The following is a 23,442-nucleotide window of genomic DNA, read 5'->3' as shown; positions in this document are numbered from 1 at the left end:
GCAACGCGAACCCGTCGCGCAAGCATGGTCTTCTGGCTGTGGGGTCGGACCGGTCTGGTGGGGCCTGGCAGGGTGCCGATCCGGCGGGAGACCCGCCCGGGTCACACCATGTCCGTCTGCGTCGGCAGGTCGGACGTGACGCACCGGGCCTACCGCCCGGGTCGGCTGGTCAGCCGGCCCGGAGGGGGCCCGTGCTCTCAGTAGGTCAGTACAAGGCAGCCACTCTGGCCGGCCTTACCGTCCTCACCCGGCTTGGGGTAGAAGTTGTCATAGTTCCGGTTCCAGTCCCCCGCGTTCCCGCCGCGTCCGCCGTCGCCGCCCTTCCCGCGCGCGTTCTCGGGGCAGGGCGCCATGCTCGGCAGTGGAACCTCCGCGTTCCAGGGCGTCTCCACACCGGCGGCCCCGCCGTGTCCGCCGTCAGCTCCGCGGCCGTCTCCCCGGTCGTGGCTGCCGTCCTCCCCGTTCCGACCGGGATCCCCATGCTTGCCGCCCCTGGCCAGCGCATCGTTGGCGCATTTGGGGCCGCGAGTGTCCCACGTCCCGCCACCGACCCTGTCGTTGGACGGGCCGCCCTTGCCGCCCTTACCGCTCAGATCGCGGGTGGTTTGCGAGCTCCCCTTCGCCGACTCTCCTCCCCCTCCGCCCCACGCGCCCAGGCCGCCCCTGGCCCTGATGGAGTTGTTCGTCGTCTTGTCCCACACCCACGAATCGTCGCCGTAGTCGCCGCCGTAGCCGCCCTCGCCGTTGTAGCGGTTCTCGGGGTCCCAGCTGTGGCTACCGCGGCCGCCGGGGTAGCCCTTCCCCACGGCGAGGTGGATGACCTGTCCGGGCTTGACCGGGAAGACGCACTCGACAGCCCCGCCGCCGTTGCCGCCGGCGCCTCCACCGCCGCCGCCACCGAACTGGAACTGGTTCCCGTTGCCGCCGGAGCCTCCACCGCCTCCGCTGCCGCCGGCGCCGACCGCCGTGGCCGTCAGCTGGGTGACGCCCTTCGGGACGGTGAACTCGTACGTGCCCGGTGTCGCGTACACCTTCGTCACCGGTGCCGCCGCAGCGGCATCACGGGCAGGCGCCTGCGCCCGCGCCTGCGCGGGCATCGCCGAACCGCTCAGCACCGCCGCGACCACCAGCACCGCTGCCTGGCCGGCCCGGCCGCTGCCGCGGCCCCTGCTCAGGAACCCACCGATATACAGACCAGACCGTCCGGCCACGCCGTTCTCCTCTCGCTCGCATCTGGACCAGGCCTCAGGACGCCGAAGCGTCCAGGCCCGGGGAAGGCGGCAGCCGAGCCGCACACCACGCCGCCCCGGACCACCACGACCGGGGCACCGCACAACTCGGTTGTCCAAGCTGCTTCAACGACCCGGGTACACGCCGGTCACCGCCCGGACAGCCCTGGAACACTTGGCTGATTCGGCGGCAGCCGAATGGCCGGGCCGGCTCCTCCAGGCCGCTGCAGAACCGGGCGACGTCTGCCTTCAGGACGGTCCGTCTGATCGGGCCCCGCCCCCGAGCCGGCCTGATACGGCGTCGCTCGAACGAGGTACCGACAGTGTGAACGGCCAGCCTCGATCACTCCGACACAGAAGCCGTTCACGAGTTCACAATTGACTCTCGAACTCGTTGCCCAGGTGGCTCCCGTTCTACCTGTCGAAAACAGGCGGGGTGGGCAGAGCCTGCGACATGACGACACCCATGACCAGGCGCCGTCGCTGCCGTCCGGCCGCGCTCACCGCGTCCGCGCCCGTCTCTCCGGTCCGCGTCGGATGGCCGCCGGCCCCGGCCCGGCCGGGCAGCACCGCGTGCTGCCGGACGTGGTCGAGCGAGCACCTGACCCCGGGCGGGGTGGTCGTCCGCACCACCTGGCACGAGCCCGCCTGCCCGGCCTGGACAACGCGGTGACCACCAAGGCGGTGGCCGGGCCGGTGCGGGTGTGCGCGGTGCTGGTCTACGACGGCCGCCTGGCCCTGATCCGCCGCCAGCGCTCGGCCGGCCTCCAGCACTCGCTGCCCGGCGGCCTGGTCGAGGACGAGGACGGCGAAGAACCCGAGACCGCGCTGCGCCGGGAGCTCCTCGAGGAGCTCGGCCTCCGCCTGGCGGTGCTGCCCGCGCCGCCGGAGCTGCGCTTCGTCCAGGACCAGGAGACCGAGCGGCCGGGCGAGGCGGAGCCCTTCCGGCGCCGGCACCTGGTCTACGTTGCCCACCTGCCCGACCCCCTGGTGGCGGCCGTCGCCGCGGTCGAGCAGGACGACCCGGACCAGGCCCCGGTGGTGTGGCTGCCGGTGGCCGACGCGGCCGGCCTCCACCTGTACCCGGACGTCGGCGCCGTCCTCGCCCAGGCCGTCCGGCCCGACACCGCCGCGACCGGCGGCCCGCTGCTGCTCCCGGCGATGACCGGCGCGTCCTACCAGTGGCGCTGACCTCCCGAGCGCAGGCCGCTGTGACCGTGCGCCGTAGATGGCCAGAGTTTTCGCGCTACTTTTTTGGCCGCTGGCCCTGGCTCTGACCAGAGCGAACGCCTTGGGAACCGCAGATTATCGGTGTCGCGGAGGCTTGGCCGTCCCGGCCTCAGTCGACGTCCCGACCATGTACCGCGCTTCGCGGAGGCGCGCTGACCAGGAGCAGGGAGACGGAGCCGACTTCCTGGTGCTGCGCGCCGAGGCGTGACGGTTTGTCCGCTGACCTGGGCCCGGGAGAGGGCGTTGCGGTCAGCCTCCGTGCGCGGTGAGCGTGTAGCCTTCGGGGCCCTCGAAGGAGAACATCGGCCCGAACGGGCTGTCCGCCATGGGGGTCAGGATCCTGACTCCGGCGGCGGTGAGCTGGTCGCGGAGCTGGCGGGCGTCCGTGGTCCGGAACCAGAGCACTACGCCCAGACCGGGCCGTGCGGTGTCGGCGAGGTCGACGCCCGGGAGGAGCGCGCGGACGGCGAACGGGGTCGGCTTGGTGTCGAACACGACCGCGTGGGGCGGCGAGACGGCGGCCCGGCGCAGGCCCAGGTGCTGTTCACAGAAGGTCGCTGCTGCTTGCACGTCGCGTACTTGCAGGGCGACGAAGTCGGGGCCGTCGATGGTGGCAGGCATGGGTACTCCTCGATCCTTGATGTCAGAACTTTGACATAGGGGAGACTAGGATCCCGAGAAACCCATGTCAAAATGCTGACATGATGGAGAGCCCGTTCGCCGAGCCGCCCCACCCCGCCAAGGACGTCACCCAACACGTGGGCTACATGCTCAAACGCGCCCAGGCCGCCCTGCGCAGCGCTATGGACAAGGGCCTGCGCGAGCACGGATTGACCGTGCCGCAGTACGCCACTCTCGAACTCCTGGCCCTGCACCCCGGCATGTCCAACGCCGACCTCGCCCGCGCGACCTTCGTCACCCGGCAGTCCGGAAACGTTGTTCTGCGGGGCCTGCAGGAAGCGGGACTGATCACCCGCCCCGCCACCGCCGACCACGGCCGAGCCCGGCCCGCCCACCTCACCGAGGAAGGCCACACACGCCTGTCCGCGGTCCAAGCCGCCGTCTACGCCATCGAAGAGCGCATGGTGGAGGCGATCCCGCCACAGCGCATGGCCGCGCTGCTCTCTGACCTCGACCGCATCGCGGCAGCCCTGGAGAAATGACCCGGGCTCCCGATTGTTTCGGGCCGGTCCGAGGCGGTGCCTGTGGTGGCAGGGTCGGCGCCGAAGGCCGCCGGTTGCTGCTCGGTCGGAGACCCACCCGCTTCTGACCCGTGGCCAACCAGGCCGGCGCGACAACCTACCCGTCACGCGAACTCGATGAAGCTTCAAACAACGGCATTGCCGGAGAAGGAGAAAGTGGTGCTGCCCGAGGGACGGCTGGCGCGGCGCACTCGCGAGCGTCACGCCGCCGTCCACGCGCTGATGAAGAAGGGAATGGGGCACAGCCAGATCGTCGCCGAGCTGGGCCTGGACCCGAAGACGGCGAGGAAGTTCATGCGCGCCACCACCGTGGAGGAGCTCATAGGCGCGGGGCCCACCGGCGGCCGGCAGACCAGCTTGGACGGCCACGCCGCCTACCTGATCGCCCGGTTCAACGAGGGCTGCACCAGCGCCGACCGTCTCCACCGCGAACTCGCCGAGCGTGGCCTGACCGTCAGCGAGCGCACCGTCCGCCGATTCGTGCACCGGCTGCGCGACCTCGCCAAGCCGACCGCCCGGCCGCCGGCCCCCAAGGTCCGTGAGGTGACCAGGCTGATCCTTGCCCACCCCGACAATCGGCCGGAGGCCGGGAGTGTCCTCATGATGGAACTCCGCGACCGCTGCGGTGAGTTGGACGATGCCTGCGACCTCATCGCGCGATCTACCTCGATGCTCGTCAACCGCCAAGGCCGGGAAGAACTTGTGCAGTGGACTGCGGACGCCGAGGCCAGCCGCCTCCCCGAACTGCGCGGGTTCGCCACTGGCCTGCGCAAGGACTGGGACGCCGTCATGGCCGGCCTCACGCTCCGCTGGAACTCCGGCCCGGTCGAGGGCCACGTCAACCGCATCAAGATGATCAAGAGGCAGATGTTCGGACGCGCCAAGCTGGACCTCCTCCGCAAGCGCGTCCTCCTCTCCACGCGATGACTGTCTTCCCATACGATCAGTGCTTTCCGGACCTTGCGAGGAGACCCCTCTTGGAGATGTTTCGCTGCGACCGTTCGGAGAAGGTCATCGATCGCTTCGACAGTGTGGATGCCACTGCTACCCGCGTCGCCGCCGGAAAGGGGCCTGTTCATCTGACCTGCCTGGCCATCGAGCCCGGTGGAACCATCGGCTCGCACCCCGCCCCGGTGAGCCAGCTCTTCCTTGTCATCACGGGCGAAGGCTGGGTCGCGGGCCCAGACAGGCGCCAGATCTCCGTTTCAGCCGGCGACGGTGTCCGCTGGGAGCCCGGTGAGGAACACGCATCCGGCACCACCACCGGCCTCACCGCCATCGCCCTCGAAGGCCCGTCGCTGGACCTCTTCGCCCCGGACTTGCGCGGCCCCCGCCACCTGCCCTGACCTGACTGCTGGACGGGCAGCTTTCACGGAATTCGCGCCAGAGCCAGTCTGCCGCGTCCGCTGACAGGGCCTCGAGAAGCCGCACCCGATCGTTCTCGAAAAGGACCTTGTACACATCAGGTGCTACCTGAACAGCGTCAGCTGCCATGGGGATCTCCCGATCGTTGGGGCGGAGCGTAGTTAATTGATGGCGACCGTAGTCCCGGGCAGACGACCGCACGCGGTGGAAAACCAGGCAGGCGACCCGGGGGCCACCAAGCCGGACATGCGGTGTCAGCGCCGGCGAGCGGTCCCGCCGGCCGGGCGTCTTGGTCCCGAAGGTGCGGGTCTCGCCAACGGACGCCGACAACGGCCACCGGGCGTCCGTGCGAGCGATGAGACCTGCGCACGGTCCCAACAGCCCCGACAGCCGGCAGGGGTGCGGGAGCGGGAGCGGGTACGGCGACGAGATATCGCCTTCACTCGACAGGTGTCCTTGCAGGTAGAGCGATCAGGCGTAGAGAACCTCGATCATCTCGAACCCGCAGGGACACCTGTCGTCGTATCAGCCACCGAAGTCCGCCACTACCCGCGGATTCGGGTCAGACTTCGACGAACTGATGAGGATTTCCGAAAACGGCCAGGCCCGCTCTCGGTTCCCTAGTTGGTTGGGCCGTTCAACGGTCTGGGGGGAGTCGGGAGTGGGGAGCGGGGAGACGGGCGTATGTCGGCGATGAGTTGTTGCGGCCTGGTGGGTCGGGTACGGCCTTCCCGGCCCGGCTCAGGTCTGTCGAGCATCCTTACGCCTCTTCCGCGGGGATGGCCTGCCGTGTTGCGTAGCGGTTGCGCATCGCGTCGCTCGCTGCGGGACCTGCGGTGAAGACGTAGGTGCCGCTGTCGTCGAGTCGGCGGCCGGTCTTGGCGTCGACGACGACGGGCTCGACCTCCTCGCCGCTGCGCGCGTCGATGAGGATCATGCTGCGCTCGGCCGGTGTGAGACGGGAGTTGCCCCATGCGGCCAGGGCGACGATCACCGGACGCAGGGAGTGCCCGAGTTCGGTGAGGACGTACTCGTGGCGCACGGGGTTGGTCTGGTAGGGCCGGCGCTCCAGGAGTCCGTCCGCGACGAGGGTTTTCAGCCGGGTGGTGAGCATGCTGGAGGAGATGCCCAGGCTCTCCTGGAACTGGTCGAAGCGGGTGTAGCCGTCGAAGGCGTCGTGGAGGATCAGCAGCGTCCACCACTCGCCGACGTGTTCCACCGTCGTGGACAGCGGGCACTCCCGGTCCTCCAGCCTGATCCGGCTTGCCACGGCGACCATCCCCTCAGTTACTGCTAAAGTAGAAGTAAGTAGCTTCTATTCTAGCAGTCATAGCGGGAGCGGTCCTTTCCGTGCCCGCACCCGGGGACGGAGCACACCGTGACCACATACATCAGCGAATCCCTCGAAGGCCGACGCGCTCTGGTCACCGGCGGCACCAAGGGCACCGGAGCCGCCATCGCCCGACGGCTCGCCGAGGCCGGCGCGATCGTGCTGGTGACCGCCCGTACCCGCCCGGACGACGCCGACGAGAAGGCGTTCATCACCGCCGACCTGTCCACCGCCCAGGGCGCGGCCCACGTCGCCGCCGAGGTGGACGCCCGCGTGGGAGGTGTCGACATCCTGGTCAACACCCTCGGCGGTTCCGAGGCACCGGCTGGAGGGTTCGCGGCGCTCGGCGAGGACGACTGGGCCAGGGAGCTGAACACGAACCTGCTGGCCGCCGTCCGCCTGGACCGCGCACTCCTGCCGCACATGATCGCCACGGGCAAGGGCGCGGTCGTGCACGTCACCTCGATCCAGCGCCGCATGCCGCTGTGGAACGGCACCTTGGCCTACGCCGCCGCCAAGGCCGCCCTGACCACCTACAGCAAGGGCCTGGCCAACCAGGTCGCCCCGCACGGCGTCCGCGTCAACACCGTCTCGCCAGGCTTCGTCCAGACCTCGGCCGCCGACAACCTCGTCGCCCGGATCGCCCACGACGCGGACATCACCCAGGAAGCGGCGCTGGGCCGGCTCATGGACTCCCTGGGCGGCATCCCGCTCGGCCGTCCCAACCGGCCCGAGGAGGTCGCCGAGCTCGTCGCCTTCCTCGTCTCCGACCGCGCCTCGGCCATCGTCGGCGCCGAACACGTCATCGACGGCGGCACCACCCCCACCGTCTGAACCCGCCACCACCCCAAGGATCGTCATGCACGACAACCAGCCCCTAACCCCGGACGCCCTGCCCGAGGTGATCACCCGCTACCTCCAAGCGCACCGCGCCCACGACACCGCCACCGCGGTCACAGCGTTCACCGGCGAAGCCACAGTGATCGACGACGGCAACACCTACCAGGGCACCGAGGAGATCGAGGGGTGGCTCGGCCGATCCGCCACCGAATTCACCTACACCATCCACCTCACGAACGCCCAGCAGAGCGACGCGACCCACTACATCGCCACCCACCACCTCGAAGGCAACTTCCCCGGCGGCACCATCGATCTGCGCTACCAGTTCACACTCCGCGACGACCTCATCGAACGCCTCGTCATCGAGCCCTGAGTCCGCCCACTGCTGCCGCCTGCGCGACAAGCCCCGCTCACCTGGACCGCCCGTCCCGGCCGTCGTGCCAAGCCGGCCACTCGGCCACCAGGCCAGCCCTCACATTCGGCATCCACCCGCAGGGTCTACCGCCTGACCGGGAACGTGCACTGGGCGACAGCGCATGCCAGCCGGTGAACGATGTCGGAAAGCCGTGTGCGGGAGAACTGCATGCACGGTTTGAAGCGGCGGGGACTGGAACGGAGCATCACGCCACCGCGCCAGTCCCCGACCCTACTCAGAGAGCGCCATCAGAACAGGCACCCGCAGCCGACGGCAGCTGCGCGCGGTGCCGCGAGCGGCCCGACGAACTCGCGCGCAGCGACCGGGTACCGCAACCCCGGCGACCGAGACCACCAGCTCCAGGGTCACCAGGTCTCGCGCGTACTGGCGGTACACCAGGTCCGCCGACGCCGTCCGCCAGGTCGGCGAACACCGACTCGCCGACCTCCTCGCCAGCCGCCTCCGGGTGTCCGCCCTGCTGTGCGGGCGGGCCGCTGCCTACGTGATGTGGCGCAGCAGGGCGGTGACGGCCGCAGACACCTGTCCGCGGGGATGCACCACCATCACCTTCCAGGTCGGTGCGTTCTGGGCGAAGCGGCGGGTCGTCAGGTCGGGAAAGCGGGCGGCCAGGGATTGGGGCATGATGCACACGCCCAGGTCGTGGCGGACCAGGTCGGTGGCGCTGAGAATGTCGTTGACCTCGAAGGTGGCGACGCGGTCGACGAGGGCCGTACGAAAGGCGCGGTCGACGGAGTGCCGGATCGCCCAGCCGACGGGGTGTTTTTACCGGGGTGAAGTAGAGCCACGGCTTCGGTCTGTTGGGGAGCCAGTGGTTCTCCGGCGAGATCGGGAGCCAGTCGGTGTGATGGTGTGGAACATGCCGCCTTCGGAGTAATCGTGGGGGCTTGGGCTGTTCGGCCGTCACGCTGTGCCTGTTGATCACGGTCCAGGTCAGGGAGACCGCTGGTGCACAGGTCACGGGAGTGGCTGTTCGAGAAGATCCGCCGGGCCCAGCGTGAGCAAGGGCTGTCGGGGCGGGAGCTCGCCGCGCGGTTCAAGGTGTCGCGGAACACGGTGAAGAAGGCGTTGGAGTCGCCGGTGCCGCCGAAACGCAAGTCGCCGCCGCCGCGCAAGAGTGTTCTGGAGCCGGTGAAGGGCTTCATCGACGCGATGCTGCGCGAGGACCTGGACGCTCCGGCGAAGCAGAAGCACACGATTCCGCGAATCATGGAGCGTCTGGCCGCGGAGCACGACTTCGAGCTGGGTCGGCAGACCACGGTGTGGGAGTACGTGAGGAAGCGGCGCCCCGAGATCAAGGCAGAGGCGTTGGAAGGCCGCCGGCACCTTGACGGGATAGTCCCGCAGGCGAAGAGGCCCGGCGAAGAGGCGGAGGTCGACTTCGCGGACTTCTGGCTGGACCTGGCCGGGCAGCGGCGCAAGTGTGTGCTGTTCACGCTGCGGCTGTCCTACTCGGGCAAGGCGGTGCACCGCGTCTACGCGACCGCCTCCCAGGAGGCCTTCCTGGAAGGGCACGTGGAGGCGTTCACGGTGCTGGGCGGAGTGCCGTCGGTGCACATCCGCTACGACAACTTGAAGCCGGCGGTCAAGCAGGTGCTGTTCGGCCGCTCCAGGTTGGAGTCGGCGCGGTGGGCGTCGTTCAAGTCCTGGTACCAGTTCTCGGCGTTCTACTGCGCGCCCGGCGAGGACGGCGCCCACGAGAAGGGCGGGGTCGAGCACGAGGGCGGCAGGTTCCGCCGCAAGCACCTGGTCCCACCACCGCAGGTGGAGTCGCTGGCGGAGCTGAACGAGCGCCTGGCCGCGATCGACGTCGCCGAAGACGCCCGGCACATTCACGGCCGGCCGACCTCGATCGGGTTCGACTTCGAGGCCGAGCGCGAGCGGCTGCGACCGCTGCCGGCGGACGACTACGACTGTGGGATCGACCTGACGCCGACGGTCGCGCGCAACTCCCGGATCACGGTGCGGCAGTGCTACTACTCGGTGCCGGCGAAGTTCATCGGCGCCAAGGTGCGGGTCAAGCTGCGGGCGAACGAGTTGTGGGTGTTCGACGGGCGCCAGGTCGTCGCCCGCCACCCGAGGCTGACCCGCCGTTACACCTACCACGACCTGCTGGACCACTACCTGGAGATCCTGCTGGTCAAGCCGGGCGCGTTCGCCGGGGCCTCGGCGCTCGCGCAGGCCCGCGCGGAGGGCGGCTTCACCAAGATCCACGAGGCGTTCTGGGCGGCGGCGAAGAAGAAGGCCGGCGACCGCGAGGGCACCCGGATGCTGATCGAAGTGCTGCTGCTGCACCGTCAGCTCCCGCCGGAGGCGCTGGTCGCGGCGATGGAGACCTGTCTGCGGATCGGGTCGGTCTCCACCGACCTGGTCGCCATCGAGGCCCGCAAGGCGATGGAGGGCACCGACGCGGACGACGCCGAGTTGCTGGGCGACGCCGACGGGGAGGGCAAGGACAGTCCGGAGGACGCGCTGGGCGGGGCCCGGGTGATCTCCCTGCACGCGCGCCGCCTGCCGCCCGACCCGCGTCAGGGGATGCCCGACATGAGCAAGTACGACCGGCTGCTCAGCCCGGTCGCCGGCCGCGACAGCCAGACCCAGAAAGGCCACGGCGCATGAGCCCGACCATCACCGTCACCGACCAGGACGACGAGCTGGACACCGACAAGATCCCCGCTCGCAGGATGTCGCTGCCCGGCGACCCGGAGGACATGCTCATCGACGAGGCCTGCCGCGAGCTCCGTCTGCCGGCGTTCCGCGAGAGGTTCATCGACCTGGCTTCGACCGCCCGGCGCGAGCAGGCCACCTACAAGCAGTTCCTGCTGGACATCCTGCAGGCCGAGCTCGCCGACCGGGACCTCCGCCGCCAGCAACGGCTACTGCGGCTGGCCCGCTTCCCCCGCCCGAAGCGGCTGGAGGACTTCGACTTCGCGAAGAACCCGAACGTCACCCCCGAGGTTGTCGCGGACCTGAAGTCCCCGACCTGGGTCCGCGAGGGCCGGCCGCTGGTGCTGATCGGCGACTCCGGCACCGGCAAGTCCCACCTGCTGATCGGCATCGGCACCGCGATCGCCGAGACCGGCCTGTCGGTCCGCTACACCACCACCAGCGCACTGGTGAACGAGCTCGCCGAGGCCGACGCGAACCGCCGCCTGTCCTCCGTGATCGCCCGCTACAGCAAGATCGACCTTCTCTGCCTGGACGAGTTCGGCTACCTCAACCTGGACCGCAAGGGCGCGAAACTGCTGTTCCAGATCTTCACCGAACGCGAGGAGCGAAAGGCCACCGCGGTCGCCACGAACTCACCCTTCACCGAGTGGGACAAAACCTTCGGCGACGCCCGCCTCTGCGCGGCCATCGCCGACCGGATCACGTTCCGCTGCACCCTGATCCAGACCGGCACCGAGTCCTACCGCTACCAGGCCACCCAGGAATCCCTCTTCCCGGCCTCGAACTGATGGACGGCGAAGTCTCGGTGACCTCCGCGAAGGCTTGGAGGGCCGCTGAGGGGCCACTCGGATTTCTAGCTGACCACAGGGGCGGTGGCCGGCGCACCGCTCGAAGCGGCCGCCGTGGCTGTCCGCCCGGCGGCGTCGCGTAGAAGCCCGCCTGGCATGCTGGCCGCATGGATGCTGACGCTCTGACTCCGGTTCACCTCGACAAGGTGATGGACGGGTTGGCGATGAATTCCGCCCTGCCAGCTTCTATGGTTCGGCGGCTATTCGCATGGCGGCGGGGCATGGGGAAGGTGGCGAAGCGTCCGGACCTTACCGAGGACATGATCGTCGAGATCATCGCGATCGACGACCACTGGCTCCTGCACAGCCTGGCGCTCAACGACCGGCTGCCGGACCGGTTCCGTATCCGGTTGGCCTCCCATCGGGACGGGGCGGTGCGGGCCGCGCTCGTTATCCACGCCGCGACCGCACCACGGGAGATGCTGGAACAGCTCATCGAGGATCCCGATCGACGGGTCCGTGAGTACCTGGCTCAGGGCCCCCACACGCCGCCCGATCTCCGGGCCCGCCTCGCCGCCGACTCCGACCCGGAGATCCGCGCCGCGCTGGCGAAGCACTGGCCGCAGGCCCCGGAAGCGGTCCGCCGGATCCTGCTGACCGATCCCGAGGCCAAGGTCCGCGCCGCGGCCTGTTCGACCTACTACGCGCACCGGCCGCATCCGATACCGCCCTCGGACCTACTGCCGGCGTTGTTGGCGGACCCGGTGACTCGGGCGGGCGCGGTCATTCACGCCGTTCTCGACGCGGACACCCTCCAGCGGCTCGCCGCGGATCCGGACAGCGAGGTTCGCGCCGAGCTCGCCCGGCATCCTGACCTGCCGCCGCCGGCCCGCGAGTCCCTTGCGGTCGATCCGGCCTTGAGCGTCCGTGTGAAGGTCTTCGCCCGGCCGGACACGCCCGAGCACGTGCGGGCGCAGATCCACGCCTCGGTCCACGAGCTGTCGCGCTCGACGGCTGATCCGGACCCTGACGCGGACGACGAAACGGTCCTGCAGTGGTTCCAGAACGAGTTCGCGCCCACGGAACTGCGGATCCTGCGGCTGCCCTGGGTGACGGCCGATCCGCTGCCGCACATCGACTCGCCCTATGTCAGCTTCCGAGTCTCCGCGGCCGCCAGCAAGGCCCTTCCCGCCAACGCGGTGGCCCGACTGCTCGACGACGAGGAGGAGATGGTCCGCCTCACCATGGCGTACACCGCCCCGCACCTGGTCGATCCCGCGACCGCCGAGAATATCGAGCGCCGCTACCGCCGGCGGGACAAGTTCACGTTCTGGTGGGACAAGGAGGAGGTCCTGACGTTCCCGCCGGCAGCCTTGCGCCGTTTCGCCACCGACCCTGAGCCCCGGCTCCGCTCCTTCGCACCCCGCGATCCGGATCTGCCCTCGGAACTCGCTGAGAAGCTGGCCGCCGACCCCGAAGACCGAGTCCGCCGCGCGGTCGCGCCCCATCGCAACCTCCCGCTCCAATCCCTGCTCCGTCTCCTCGTTGACCCCTCGGAGCGCGTCGCAGAAGCCGCCGGCGCCTCACCGTTCCTTCCGGGCGAGCACATGGAGTGGCTGCTGAACCGGGCGGGTCTGTAGCCGCTACTCAGGAAGGGCTGGGCCCCACGGGTCCAGCCCTATTGGCACATCCAGAGTGAGGCCCCGGCCGCGACTTGTCAGGGAGGCGACCCGGGCCCTCACTCACACGCTACCGACGCCACCACTCTGGCCCCCACGGACACTCCACCCATCCCTCAGCAGGTCACCCGATCAGTGGCTCCCAATCTCGCCGGAACGGCTCCCGAACTCGCCGAAGAACGCCCACCGAGGTCGAGTACATCACCGTCACGTATGGCCTACGCGTGGCTCCCATTCACATCGGAGCAGTGGCTCCCATATGACGGTTCAGGCACGGATTTCGTGAAGTCGATCGTGCTTCTGTGCGCCGGGTGACGCTCCGTCACGTCTAGGTGGATGCTGGCCGCGTGTGAGGAGATATTCCTTCTGCTCCCGCATCTCGCAGGGGTGCGGGTCGAGTGCATGGATGTGCGGGACGGACGTGTGGTGATCGAGGCGTCGACGCTGGAGGAAGTGCCAGTGTCGTGTCCGGGCTGCCAGATTGCGTCAGGTCGGGTGCACAGCAGGTATGGACGGCGCCTGGCCGACGTGCCGTGCGGCGGGCGGGGCGTGGTGATCGAACTGTCGGTGCGTCGGCTGTTCTGCGACAACGGGGACTGCCCGCGGGTCACCTTCGCCGAGCAGATTGAGGGGCTGGCCTACCGCTACGGCCGACGGACGCCGGCCCTTCAGCGGATGCTCGGTGCCCTCGGCGTCGTCCTGGCTGCTCGGGCCGTGGCCCGCCTCGCGCTGCTGCTCGGCATCGTGATCAGCCGGATGACCGTCCTGCGCCTGGTCATGGCGCTGCCGGACCCTGCCTGGGCGACCCCGCGCGTGCTCGGCATCGACGAGTTCGCCACCAGGAAGGGCCACCGCTACGGCACCCTTCTGGTCGACTGCGAGACCCACCAGCCCCTTGACCTGCTGCCCGACCGCGACGCGGACAGTGTCGCGGCATGGCTGCGCGAGCACCCCGGCGTCGAGATCGTCTGCCGCGACCGCGCACAGGTCTTCGCGGACGGCGCCCGCGCCGGCGCCCCGAACGCCCAGCACTGCGCGGACAAATGGCACGTCTGGCACAACCTCGGCGAGGCTGTTGAACGCCTCGTCTCCCGCCATCGCGCCCTGCTCCGCGACCTTGTCGAACCCGCGCCTGAGCCCGAGCCGCCGGGACCAAAGCCCGCATCGGCCGAGGCATTCGAGGCTGCCACAGAGCCGTCCGAGCCCTACCCACAGGGGAAGTTCCTCGACCGGCTCCGCGACACCCACGCGGCCGTCCGCGCCCAGATCGAGCAGGGCTTGAGTCTGCGCGAGATCGCCCGACGCCTCGGCCTCGGACGCAACACCGTTCGCAAGTACGCCCGCGCGGCCAGCCCGGAGGCGATGCTGCACGGCCAGTGGCAGAACCGGACCAGCAAGCTCGACCGGTTCAAGCCCTACCTCGACCAGCGCATCGCCGAAGGCTGCACGAACGTGTCCCGGCTCCACCGCGAGCTGCAGGAACGCGGGGCTCGCTGCAGCTACAGCACGCTGCGCGACTACGTCCGGCCGCTACGGCCCGACCGACAGTCCCCGGGGAGCCCGCCGCCCATCGCCCGGCCGCCCTCTCCCCGCGAGGCCACCGGCTGGATCATGCGCCACCCCGACCACCTACGTGAGGACGACCAGCAACAGCTCAAGACCCTGCTGGCCCGCTCACCCGAACTCACGGCCGCCGCAACCCACGTCCGCACCTTCGCCAGCATCATGTCCAACCGCGAAGGAGACCAGCTGGGGCACTGGATCGCCGACGTCTGCGCGGACGAACTATGCGGCCTGGCCGGCTTCGCCACCGGACTGCTCTCCGATCTCGACGCCGTCGTCTACGGCATGAGCACCGACTGGTCCTCCGGTCCAGTCGAGGGCCGCGTCAACGACCTCAAGGCACTCAAGCGCAGCATGTTCGGCCGAGCGAAGCCCTCGTTGCTGCGCAAGCGGCTTCTCCTTATCGCCGCCAGCCGCCGACCCTAACCTCTGCCGCCTCTGGCCTGACGGTCCAGGAAATCGATCAGTCGCGTTTCCGAACGCAGGAGCCGCTCCCGTCGCTCACACGGGAGAGAAGCGAGGGCGTCGACCAGAACTCGCTTCCGGGGGACGTACACCATGTTGCCGGAGTAGATCCTGCAGCCCGAACACCAAGCGAACCCGATGCAGCGCTCGAACATGGAGGACTCGGGTGGATGGAAGCGGTACTGATACGAGCGGACAGGCGTTCTGCAGGCGGCACAGATTCGTCGATCGCCGTCGGCAACCGTGTCCCAGGTCCCGACCTTCCGCCAGTGCTGTCGCCCGGCCGGTGCTCTTCAAGTCGTCATGCCGGGCATTCTCCCGCACAGCGAGTCGCTCGGCATAACCGTTCGAGCAGGGCTCCGATCGACTACAGATCGTAACCGCCTCGGCGTGCTCTTCACGAAATCCGTGCCTGAACCCATATGACCCGACAAAATCAGACGGGGAATTCCACCAGTGGCAGGCCGGCCGCCTCGGCGAGGGTGACCGGTCGCTCGGGTTGGCCGGCGCGGCCCGGCGCCGTGATCAGGACCATCTCCTCCTCCTGCAGCACGCGTGCGGCCAGTCCTCGCTGCTGGGGACGGGCCAGCGCCACGACGGCCACGTCCATGGTGGCGTCGCGCAGTGCCTGAAGGAGGTCGTCCGCCGACGCCTGGCGAAGCCTGACCGTCACCTGCGGATGCTGGTGACGGAAGGCGGCCAGCGCCTGGGCGAGGCCCGTGTGGAGACCCTGCATGACCCCGATGGTGATCTCTCCCCGGAGCTGTTCTTTGGTCAAGTCAACGGCGGCTCGGGCCTGTTCGGCGGCCTGTAGCGCGGCGCGGGCGGCCGGGAGGAACGCCTGGCCCGCCGGGGTGAGGGACACCCGGTGGGTGGTCCGGTGGAACAGCGAGGCGCCCAACTCGCGCTCAAGAGCGCGCACCGTGGTGGACACCGCGGACTGCACCACGTGTAGGCGTCGCGCCGCCGCGCTGAAGCCGCCCTCCTCGGCGACCGCGACGACGACCTCCATCTGCCGAAGATCCATCCCACCCTCCGTACGGCCGAACTCCAGGCTATCTCTGAAAGAGATTACCGTCATCTCGAACCATCTCCCTGGCATGGGAAGCGACCACCGCGGCAGGGGGTTGAAGAGGTCATCAGCAGCGAACGACACTGCTGGTCAAACCAGAACATTCGGCCCGGTGCCGGACGCCCGCCCTTACCCCAGGGAGAAGTCATGTCGAGCAACAACGGCCTCATCGACCCCGCAGACGCCGCGGTACTGCTGGTGGACCACCAGAGCGGTCTGCTGCAGATCGTCAACCACACCAACGTCCGCGAGCTGCGCAACAACGTGGCCGCTCTGGCCAAGGCCGCCACCCTGGCCGGCGCCCCGGTGATCGCCACCGCGTCGGTCCCCGAGGGCCCCAACGGCCCGCTGATCCCGGAGGTGTTCGACAACGCGCCCAAGGCGACGTACGTCCAGCGTCACGGCGAGATCAACGCGTGGGACGTGGAGGGCTTCCGCCGCGCCGTCGAGCAGACCGGCCGCCGCACCCTCCTCGTCGCCGGCATCATGACCAGCATCTGCGTCGTGGAGCCCGCACTGTCGGCCCTCGCCGAGGGATACGACGTGTACGCCGTCATCGACGCCTCGGGCACCTACTCCGACGAGGCTCAGCGGATCTCGATCGAGCGCCTGAGCCGGGCAGGCGTCAAGGTCGTGGACGTCCTCGGTGTGGCGGCCGAGCTGCAGAAGACCTGGGCCCGCGAAGACTGGGCGGACTGGGGCGGCGTCTACGCGAGTGTCAGCCCGGGCTACGCCGCCGTGATGGAGTCGGTGGGCCGCGCCCAGGCGGAGGCCACTGGCGGTGAGGCCGCCGGGGCCGAGGTCAAGTGGGCCCAGGCCCGCGGCCGGTTGGCCTGAATCCCGTCGTTGCTGCCCCGGGCCGGTGGGCCCGGGGCGGCGACCGGCCCCCACGGCCGGCGTCGATCCCGGGACGCCGGCCGACAACCTTCACGAAATCGGAGCAGTCACATGTCGTTGTCCAGGCCCCGGCCCGCTCGCCGGGCACCCGCCGAGGGTGGTGGCGCGCAGCACTCGGCCCGCAGGTACGGTGCCGGGTTCCGGATGATCGCGTCGGTGTTCGTCACGGCCATGGCGTTCTCCACCGTCCCGACGCCGCTGTACCCCCTGTACCAGGCACGCGAGGGCTTCTCCACCTTCACGGTCACGATCGTCTTCGCCGTCTACGCCGTCGGTGTACTGACCAGTCTGCTGCTGGCCGGGCACGTCTCGGACTGGATCGGCCGGCGGAAGGTCCTGATCACGGCGCTGACGCTGGAACTGGCCGCCGCCGCGCTGTTCGTCACCGAACCTTCCCTGCCGGTCCTCCTCCTCGCCAGGCTGGTCACCGGCCTCGGTGTCGGCATGCTCACCGCGACCGCCACCGCGCACCTGCACGAACTGCACAGAGCACACCGCCCCGGCGCCTCCCCGCAACGCTTCGAGATCGTCTCCACCGCGGCCAACATCGGCGGCCTCGGCTTCGGCCCACTCGTCGCCGGCCTCCTCGCCCAGTACCTCCACGCGCCGCTGCGACTGCCTTACCTCGTCTTCGGCGCCCTGCTGCTGATCAGCGTCGCCGCGGTCGCGCTCACCCCCGAGACAGTCAAGGAGCAGCCCGTCAGGCCGAGGTACCGCCCGCAGCGCGTCAGCACCGACCACGGCGACCCGGCCGGGTACGTGGCCGCCGCAGCCGCGGGCTTCGCGTCCTTCGCGGTCTTCGGTCTGTTCACCTCGCTGGCCCCCGGATTCGTCGGCCACACCCTGCACCACCCCTCCCGCGCGCTGGCGGGGCTGATCGTGTTCGCCGTGTTCGGTGCCGCCGCGGCGGCCCAGTCGCTCACCGGCCGCCTCGATGCCAAAGTACGCAGAAATATCGGCCTGTTCGCCCAGGCCGCAGGGGTGGCAGCACTGGCCATCGGCATGCGCGCCGCCAGCTTCCCCGTCTTCCTGGCAGCCGGCATCGCGGCCGGCATCGGCGCCGGAGTGCTGTTCAAGTCCGCGGTCGCCACCGTCGTCGCCATGGCCGCGCCGGGCAAACGCGGCGACGCTCTCGCCGGGCTCTTCCTCATCTCCTACCTGGGCCTGGCCCTGCCCGCGATCGGCCTCGGCATCGCCACCCTCTGCACCACCGTGACCGCCGCGATGACGTGGTTCACCGGTGTCCTGCTCGTCCTGCTCACCACGGCGGGTGTCCTCGCCCGCCGCCGCGGCGGCGTCGGCTGAGCGCACCGTCCGCCGCCGGGTCCAAGACGACGCCGGTCTCCCCGCTGGCCCCCGGCCGAAGCCGGGGGCGACCGCTCTCGACGGCACGCTCCCGCGCAGCAACGGGATCCGGTCCGAGCGCAGCCGGGCCGCCCTGGAGGTGGCGAACGAGGCCGGCGTCCGCATCGCCCTCGTCACCGGCCGCCCGCCGCGGTGCGTTCTGGCCCTGATGGAGGGCATCGGACGGCCAGGCCCGCACGCTCGACCTCAACGCGGCCCGGCTCTCCGCGCTGACCGCGGGCGTCGCGTTCGTCCTGCGAACGCCCACCTGGTGACCGGGTACTTCGCGGATCCGGCCCCCTCACGCCGTGTCGCTCGCCCAGTGCTGCGCGAGGCGATGGCCGCGCTCTCGGTCCGGGTGCTGCCCGCGGTGGCTGATGTTCTCCACCCGCCGCGAGGGTGACGTGTGGCGGGGGCGCCGCAGAGGGGCTTCTCCGATGGGAAGCCCCCCTGCGGACCCACGTAGGGTTGCCCTCTCTACTCCGTGCGGATCCCCTCCGGGCGCATCATGCGCCACAGCGGCGGGAGGCTGAGGGCGGTCACCAGGAGGACGACCGCGGCGCCGACGCCGGTCATCACCGTCACGGACGTCCAGTCGAAGTGCACCGGCCGGCTCACCATCCGGAGCAGCACGGCGCCCAGGGCCAGGCCGGCGCCGCAGGCCAGGACAAGGCCCAGGACGATCGGGACGGCGGTCTGCCACAGGACCGAGAGGCTCAGGGTGCGGCGGCGGGTGCCGAAGGCGACCAGGGCGGCGAGGAGCTTCTTACGTTCGCGCAGCTGCTCCATCTGGGAGACGAAGAGGCTGGCGCCGATCAGCAGCAGGACCGCGGCGGAGCCGATCAGGAGGCCCTTTTTCACGGTCACGAACCGGCCGTTGACCTGCACCGCCTTGAGGGACATCGGCATCATCAGAGGATGGACCCGCGCCACCGTGTTCCGCACGTGCTCCTCTGCGTCCGCCACTGAGGGGTCGAGGTTGACGAAGGTGCTGTAGCGGAGGATGTCCAGCGCCTCTTTCGGCAGTGCGCCCGGGGTGGCGACGAGGCCCGGATGGGTGAAGCCGGTGGGGTCCGGTCGGGATGCGGCAGTCTTGATGTCCGTGGGCATGGTCCAGGCGATCTCCGCGCCGCGGACTCCGTCGTCGAAGGACGGGTCGATGACGACCTTCCGGCCCGGCTTCGACACCTCTTGCGGGTGCTCGGGGTCGGGCAGCAGGAACGCGTCGCCGTCCGCGCACTTGTCCAGCTTGGCGATCTCACGCAGCGAGGCGCAGTCGCCGATCGTGACGGATCGGTAGTCCTCCGGGTTGCGGGCCTTCTCGCCGAGTCCCGCACTACCGAGGGAGATCGCCTTCCTCACGCCCTCGGTGGAGGCGATTTGCGCGGTGATGCCGGGCATGCGCGAGGGCTCCACCTGCGACGGCGTCAGCACCTGGAGCTGCGCCCGCTCCGTGTCGATGCCCGTGTCCGTGGCGTAGGAGCTCTCGATGCCGGTGAACAGGGCGTGCAGGGCGATCGCCCCGGCCACGGCGACGGCGATGCCGTTGACCGGGCGCACCGCGACACCGCTGGCCAGCTGGAGCCGCCGGACCGCGAGCTGCCAGGAGACCGAGCCGGCGCCGAGCCGGTTCACCACGACCTCGACCAGCCAGGGGAGCAACGCGGTGACCCCTATCAGCAGCAGTACGACACCACCGCTGACCTGCCACTGGTTGAACTGCTCCCTCGTGCTCTGCCCCATCATCGGGTAGAGCAGGGCCAGTCCGGCCAGCGGCATCGCCAGCCGCCACCACAGCCGGCGCCGGGGCGGTTTCGACGTACGGACCACGCCGAGGGGTTCGATCACGACCCCACGCATCGCGAGCAGGGTCACGGCCACTGAGGCGATCGGCACGGCGAAGGCGACGAGCAGGACCAGCGCCGGGCTGACGGCGATGTCGATCGGGTACATCCGGGCTTCGTTGATCGGGAAGTCGGCCACGAACTCCCGGCCCACGGCGAAGAGGGCGGCGCCGACGAGCACGCCGAGCACGGCGCCGCTGAGCGCCTCGCCCGCCGCGATCCTGCGGGTCGTGGCCCCGTCGGCGCCGACCAGGCGCAGCGCGGCCAGCCGCCGGTCGCGGCGCTCGCCGCCGAAGCGGACGGCAGCGGCGATGAAGACAGCCACCGGGAGCAGCAGGACCACGCAGGTGATCAGTATCAGCAGCAGCAGGACCGGGTCCCAGGGTTCCTGCGGTTCGGGGTTTCCGAAGCCGTTGATCCGCATGACGAAGCCGTCGCCGGCCTTCACGACGTCGCTGCCCGCGTAGTACGCCAGCTCAGCTGGGCCGCGCAGGCCCGGCTCGGCGATGGTGCCGGCCTGCTTGTAGGGGAGCCGGGGCTCCAGCAGCCGCTTGCCCTCCGGGCTGTCGAGCAGCGCCGCCAGCGCTGGGGAGACCATCATCTCGCCGGGGCCGGGCAGCCGGGAGAGACCGGGCGGCAGCACGGGCTTGGAGCCCTCGGCGTGCACCATCCGGCCGAAGACGTTCTTGTCCTTGTACGTGCTGTGGGTATCGGCGACGAGGAGGGTGTCCTCGGCGGCCTTGTCGGCGGAGAGGTAGGTGCTGCGGTTGCTCTCGCGGTCGCTCAGGGCCTCTTTCGCGGCCGGGACGGCGGCGGTGAACAGCAGCAGCGCCACTCCGAGTCCCACACCGAGGGCGGTCAGCAGCGTCCGTGTCCACCCCTCCCGGCCGCCTGTCACCGCGAACTTGGCGCCCATCGCGAGGTCCTGCGCCCAGGTGGTGCCTCCGTTGGTGCGGGTGGTCACAGGGCGGGCTCCATGTCACGCGACTTGCCGTCGCGTACGACGATCTCTCGGTCGGAGTAGGCGGCGACCCGTGTCTCGTGCGTGACGAGGACGACCGCGGCGTTGGTGGAGCGGGCCGCGTCGGTGAACAGCTGCATGACGAGCTCGCCGTTGAGGGAGTCCAGTGCACCGGTGGGTTCGTCGGCGAAGAGGACCTTGGGGCCGGTGACCAGGGAGCGGGCGACGGCGACGCGCTGGCCCTGGCCGCCGGAGACCTCGCCGGGCCGCTTGTTGCCGAGGCTGCCGACCTCCAGCCGTTCCATCCAGGCCCGTGCGGTGCGTTCGGCGTTCTTGCGCTTGGCGCCGTTCAGCCGTAGCGGCAGAGCGACGTTCTCGACGCAGGTCAGCTCGGGCACGAGCTGACCGAACTGGAAGACGAAGCCGAAGTCGCTGCGGCGCAGCGCGGAGCGCTCGGCGTCGCTCATCGCGGTCAGGTCACGGCCGGCGTAGGTGATGGTCCCGGAGTCGGGGGTGACGATTCCGGCGAGGCAGTGCAGCAGGGTCGACTTCCCGGAGCCGGAGGGGCCCATGATCGCGACGATCTCACCGGCGTGTATCGAGAACGTGGCGTCGTCGAGTGCGGGAGTCGGTCCGTAGGACTTGCGCAGGGCTTCGGCGGTGAGCAGGGCACCGGCGGGGATCATCGACGTATCTCCTTGGCGAGGCCGTCGAGGCGCGCGGCGGTCAGTTCCAGCCAACGCAGGTCGGCTTCGAGATGGAACAGGGCGTGGTCGCACACGAGTTTGTCGGCGAGGTCGCCACGGAGCTTGCGGTCGGTGAGGACTCGCATGAGGCGCAGGTGCTCCGCCCGCTGGATGTCCAGCAGCTCGGCGGCGCTGCGCCCGGACAGCAGGGCGAGGACAACCTTGGTGTAGAGCGTCGACTGGAGGTACGACTCGGGCTTTTCCGGGGTCGTGAGCCACTGGGTGACGTCGGTGACCCCGGCGTCCGTGATCGCGTACCGCTTGCGTTCCGGACCGTCACCGGCCTCGACGCTGTCGACCTCGACGAGGCCGTTCTTCAGTAGCCGGGACATGGTCGAGTAGACCTGCCCGTAGTGCAGTGGCCGGTCGTGGCCGAACTTCTCGTCGAAGGCCCGTTTGAGGTCGTAACCATGGCGGGGACCGGACTCCAGGAGTCCTAGCAGTGTGTGACCGATGGACATATCCAGACCTATACACCCCACGTATACACATGGCGTATACGCGGGGTGTATAGCGCCTGGGTCACACGCCATCCCTGCTGGTCAGCTGGCTACGTCACAGGTCTGCGCAGGCCTCGCGCGCCGCGCGGCGGGCCAGTCCCGCCCATCACTCTCCGCCATCATCGGCGGGCGCCCCGGCGAGGGAGCGCCGGAACCGGAGGAGCGGAAGGAGCGACGCTCTCCCGGCGGGGCCGGCCGAAGACCTCCACGTCGGGCTGGACCACGACCAGGTGCCTGCCGGCGTAGGCGGTGGGCAGCCCGGCGGCCGTCCCTCGACCGGACCGGCGGGGGCTGACCGGGTGGGTTCGCACGGGGATGCCGCGTCGGGGTGCGGCCACGGGGAACACGCTGGATCATGCGATTCCAGCGCAGGGGCCGCCAGGGCGGGCGGCGGGAGCGCCCCGATCCGGCTCGCGATGCTCAGATCGCGGCGGAGCGCGGACCGGACAAGCCGACGCGGGTGCCGAGGCGGGGTTGGTGGGCGGTGCTCAAGCGCACCGGCCGTGAGTTCCTGGACGACGAGTTGCCGGACAGGGCCGCCGCTCTCACGTACTACGGGGTGCTGGCGGTGGTGGGTCTGGCCGGTTCGCTGTGGTCGGCATCCGGGTACATCGCGGCGTTCATCCGGGCGGGCAACGCGGTGTACGACATCCGGGAGGGCCGGCCGGTATGGAAGATCACGCCGCTGCGGGTGGGCCTGACCCTGCTGCTCATGCTGCTGCTGTCGGCGAGCGCGGTGATCGTGGTGTTCACCGGTCCGCTGGCCCGGCGGGCCGGAGACCTCCTCGGGCTCGGCCACACCGCGGTCACGGTGTGGTCGATCGCCAAGTGGCCGGTGCTGGTGGTGCTCGTCTCGCTGATGATCACTCTCGTTGTACTGGGCAACGCCGAACGTGCGTGGCCGCGGGTTCCGGTGGGTCTCCCCGGGCAGTGTGCTGGCCGTGGGGCTGTGGCTGGCGCTGTCCGGCGGCTTCGCCGCGTACGTGGCGAACTTCGGCTCCTACAACAGGACCTACGGCACGCTGGCCGGGGTGATCGTGTTCCTGGTCTGGCTGTGGCTGTCCAATCTGGCGATCCTGCTCGGGCTGGAGTTCGATGCCGAACTGGCCCGTGAGCGGGCGATCGAGGGCGGCATGCCCGCCTCCCAGGAGCCCTACGTGCCACCCCGGGACACCCGCAAGTGGCCCGAGGAAGGCGACGGCAGCAGCCGAAGCTGACCTGCCCCTCTTCCTCCTCGACGGCCTGGATGAACTCACGCGGGACGGGGTAGGCGCGAAAGCGCCC

22 protein-coding genes and 1 pseudogene are annotated in these 23,442 nt (G+C 70.0%); 14 read left to right on the top strand and 9 right to left on the bottom strand.

The features are described from left to right. Positions 1-197: 197 nt before the first annotated feature. Positions 198-1,040: a hypothetical protein gene (locus ACZ52J_RS37055; RefSeq protein WP_465625177.1), complete on the bottom strand. Its 843-nt coding sequence runs from the start codon at positions 1,038-1,040 to the stop codon at positions 198-200. A gap of 726 nt (positions 1,041-1,766) precedes the next feature. On the opposite strand from ACZ52J_RS37055, the gene ACZ52J_RS37050 reads away from it, so the two are divergent. Beyond that, positions 1,767-2,420: an NUDIX domain-containing protein gene (locus ACZ52J_RS37050; RefSeq protein WP_465625175.1), complete on the top strand. Its 654-nt coding sequence runs from the start codon at positions 1,767-1,769 to the stop codon at positions 2,418-2,420. Positions 2,421-2,708: 288 nt separating this feature from the next. On the opposite strand, the gene ACZ52J_RS37045 is transcribed toward ACZ52J_RS37050, so the two are convergent. Then, positions 2,709-3,080, bottom strand: coding sequence for a VOC family protein (locus ACZ52J_RS37045; protein ID WP_465625173.1), 372 nt, complete (start codon positions 3,078-3,080; stop codon positions 2,709-2,711). 80 nt (positions 3,081-3,160) lie between these two features. Between ACZ52J_RS37045 and ACZ52J_RS37040 the strand changes: the two genes are divergently transcribed. From ACZ52J_RS37040 to ACZ52J_RS37030, 3 genes are all read left to right on the top strand, one after another. Next, a complete protein-coding gene (locus ACZ52J_RS37040; RefSeq protein WP_465625171.1) occupies positions 3,161-3,622 on the top strand; it encodes a MarR family winged helix-turn-helix transcriptional regulator in 462 nt (153 codons plus the stop codon). A 198-nt stretch (positions 3,623-3,820) separates the two neighbouring features. Further along, the gene (locus ACZ52J_RS37035; RefSeq protein ID WP_465625169.1) at positions 3,821-4,588 is read left to right on the top strand and encodes an ISL3 family transposase; all 768 of its coding nucleotides are present in this window, start codon (positions 3,821-3,823) and stop codon (positions 4,586-4,588) included. Positions 4,589-4,644: 56 nt separating this feature from the next. Further along, on the top strand, positions 4,645-5,007 hold the full coding sequence (locus ACZ52J_RS37030) for a cupin domain-containing protein (RefSeq protein WP_465625210.1): 363 nt from the start codon (positions 4,645-4,647) through the stop codon (positions 5,005-5,007). Between the two features lie 779 nt (positions 5,008-5,786). Here the strand turns inward: ACZ52J_RS37030 and ACZ52J_RS37025 are convergent. After that, the gene (locus ACZ52J_RS37025) at positions 5,787-6,305 is read right to left on the bottom strand and encodes a winged helix-turn-helix transcriptional regulator (protein ID WP_391492101.1); all 519 of its coding nucleotides are present in this window, start codon (positions 6,303-6,305) and stop codon (positions 5,787-5,789) included. 99 nt (positions 6,306-6,404) lie between these two features. Between ACZ52J_RS37025 and ACZ52J_RS37020 the strand changes: the two genes are divergently transcribed. Together ACZ52J_RS37020 and ACZ52J_RS37015 are read left to right on the top strand one after the other, a co-directional pair. Then, positions 6,405-7,190: an SDR family oxidoreductase gene (locus ACZ52J_RS37020; protein WP_465625167.1), complete on the top strand. Its 786-nt coding sequence runs from the start codon at positions 6,405-6,407 to the stop codon at positions 7,188-7,190. 25 nt (positions 7,191-7,215) lie between these two features. Further along, on the top strand, positions 7,216-7,569 hold the full coding sequence (locus ACZ52J_RS37015) for a nuclear transport factor 2-like protein (RefSeq protein WP_465625165.1): 354 nt from the start codon (positions 7,216-7,218) through the stop codon (positions 7,567-7,569). A 540-nt stretch (positions 7,570-8,109) separates the two neighbouring features. On the opposite strand, the gene ACZ52J_RS37010 is transcribed toward ACZ52J_RS37015, so the two are convergent. Then, on the bottom strand, positions 8,110-8,373 hold the full coding sequence (locus ACZ52J_RS37010) for a LysR substrate-binding domain-containing protein (RefSeq protein ID WP_465625208.1): 264 nt from the start codon (positions 8,371-8,373) through the stop codon (positions 8,110-8,112). Between the two features lie 204 nt (positions 8,374-8,577). Here ACZ52J_RS37010 and istA point away from each other — a divergent pair, with 204 nt between their 5' ends. The 4 genes from istA (at position 8,578) to ACZ52J_RS36990 (ending at position 14,755) form a co-directional block, all read left to right on the top strand. Then, positions 8,578-10,248, top strand: coding sequence for an IS21 family transposase (gene istA, locus ACZ52J_RS37005; RefSeq protein ID WP_465625163.1), 1,671 nt, complete (start codon positions 8,578-8,580; stop codon positions 10,246-10,248). A 65-nt stretch (positions 10,249-10,313) separates the two neighbouring features. Continuing rightward, positions 10,314-11,087 carry an IS21-like element helper ATPase IstB gene (gene istB / locus ACZ52J_RS37000; RefSeq protein WP_465625206.1) on the top strand — a complete coding sequence of 258 codons (774 nt, stop codon included), beginning with the start codon at positions 10,314-10,316 and terminating at the stop codon, positions 11,085-11,087. Positions 11,088-11,254: 167 nt separating this feature from the next. Beyond that, positions 11,255-12,727 carry a hypothetical protein gene (locus tag ACZ52J_RS36995; RefSeq protein WP_465625161.1) on the top strand — a complete coding sequence of 491 codons (1,473 nt, stop codon included), beginning with the start codon at positions 11,255-11,257 and terminating at the stop codon, positions 12,725-12,727. A gap of 375 nt (positions 12,728-13,102) precedes the next feature. Continuing rightward, a complete protein-coding gene (locus tag ACZ52J_RS36990; RefSeq protein ID WP_465625159.1) occupies positions 13,103-14,755 on the top strand; it encodes an ISL3 family transposase in 1,653 nt (550 codons plus the stop codon). 475 nt (positions 14,756-15,230) lie between these two features. Here the strand turns inward: ACZ52J_RS36990 and ACZ52J_RS36985 are convergent, their stop codons facing one another. Then, complete coding sequence (locus tag ACZ52J_RS36985; RefSeq protein ID WP_465625157.1) at positions 15,231-15,821, bottom strand: LysR family transcriptional regulator; 591 nt, start codon at positions 15,819-15,821, stop codon at positions 15,231-15,233. A 192-nt stretch (positions 15,822-16,013) separates the two neighbouring features. Between ACZ52J_RS36985 and ACZ52J_RS36980 the strand changes: the two genes are divergently transcribed. Beyond that, a complete protein-coding gene (locus ACZ52J_RS36980) occupies positions 16,014-16,703 on the top strand; it encodes an isochorismatase family protein (protein ID WP_465625155.1) in 690 nt (229 codons plus the stop codon). A 107-nt stretch (positions 16,704-16,810) separates the two neighbouring features. Here ACZ52J_RS36980 and ACZ52J_RS36975 read toward each other — a convergent pair whose 3' ends face one another. Continuing rightward, positions 16,811-16,936 (bottom strand): hypothetical protein, encoded by a 126-nt coding sequence (locus ACZ52J_RS36975; RefSeq protein WP_465625153.1) that lies wholly within the window; start codon positions 16,934-16,936, stop codon positions 16,811-16,813. Between ACZ52J_RS36975 and ACZ52J_RS36970 the strand changes: the two genes are divergently transcribed. Together ACZ52J_RS36970 and ACZ52J_RS36965 are read left to right on the top strand one after the other, a co-directional pair. Then, positions 16,920-18,068, top strand: a complete 1,149-nt coding sequence (locus ACZ52J_RS36970; RefSeq protein ID WP_465625151.1) for an MFS transporter — start codon at positions 16,920-16,922, stop codon at positions 18,066-18,068. The genes ACZ52J_RS36975 and ACZ52J_RS36970 overlap by 17 nt on opposite strands. After that, positions 18,004-18,510 (top strand): HAD family hydrolase, encoded by a 507-nt coding sequence (locus tag ACZ52J_RS36965; protein ID WP_465625149.1) that lies wholly within the window; start codon positions 18,004-18,006, stop codon positions 18,508-18,510. Before ACZ52J_RS36970 ends, ACZ52J_RS36965 begins: the two co-directional genes overlap by 65 nt. A 74-nt stretch (positions 18,511-18,584) precedes the next feature. Here ACZ52J_RS36965 and ACZ52J_RS36960 read toward each other — a convergent pair whose 3' ends face one another. From ACZ52J_RS36960 to ACZ52J_RS36950, 3 genes are read right to left on the bottom strand one after another with little or no spacing between them, the layout of a single operon-like run. Then, complete coding sequence (locus ACZ52J_RS36960) at positions 18,585-20,867, bottom strand: ABC transporter permease (protein WP_465625204.1); 2,283 nt, start codon at positions 20,865-20,867, stop codon at positions 18,585-18,587. A gap of 44 nt (positions 20,868-20,911) precedes the next feature. Further along, entirely contained in the window at positions 20,912-21,598 is a 687-nt protein-coding gene (locus ACZ52J_RS36955; protein ID WP_465625147.1) for an ABC transporter ATP-binding protein, read from the bottom strand. Further along, positions 21,595-22,119 (bottom strand): PadR family transcriptional regulator, encoded by a 525-nt coding sequence (locus tag ACZ52J_RS36950; protein ID WP_465625145.1) that lies wholly within the window; start codon positions 22,117-22,119, stop codon positions 21,595-21,597. The genes ACZ52J_RS36955 and ACZ52J_RS36950 overlap by 4 nt, the downstream gene beginning before the upstream one ends. A gap of 394 nt (positions 22,120-22,513) precedes the next feature. Here ACZ52J_RS36950 and ACZ52J_RS36945 point away from each other — a divergent pair. Continuing rightward, positions 22,514-23,375, top strand: a pseudogene (locus tag ACZ52J_RS36945) (YihY/virulence factor BrkB family protein). Positions 23,376-23,442 lie beyond the last annotated feature (67 nt).

The sequence above is a fragment of the Kitasatospora sp. NPDC034035 genome (genome assembly GCF_055575755.1).
The sequence above is the reverse complement of the archived record's forward strand: the minus strand, read 5'-3'. Positions and strand labels throughout refer to the sequence as shown.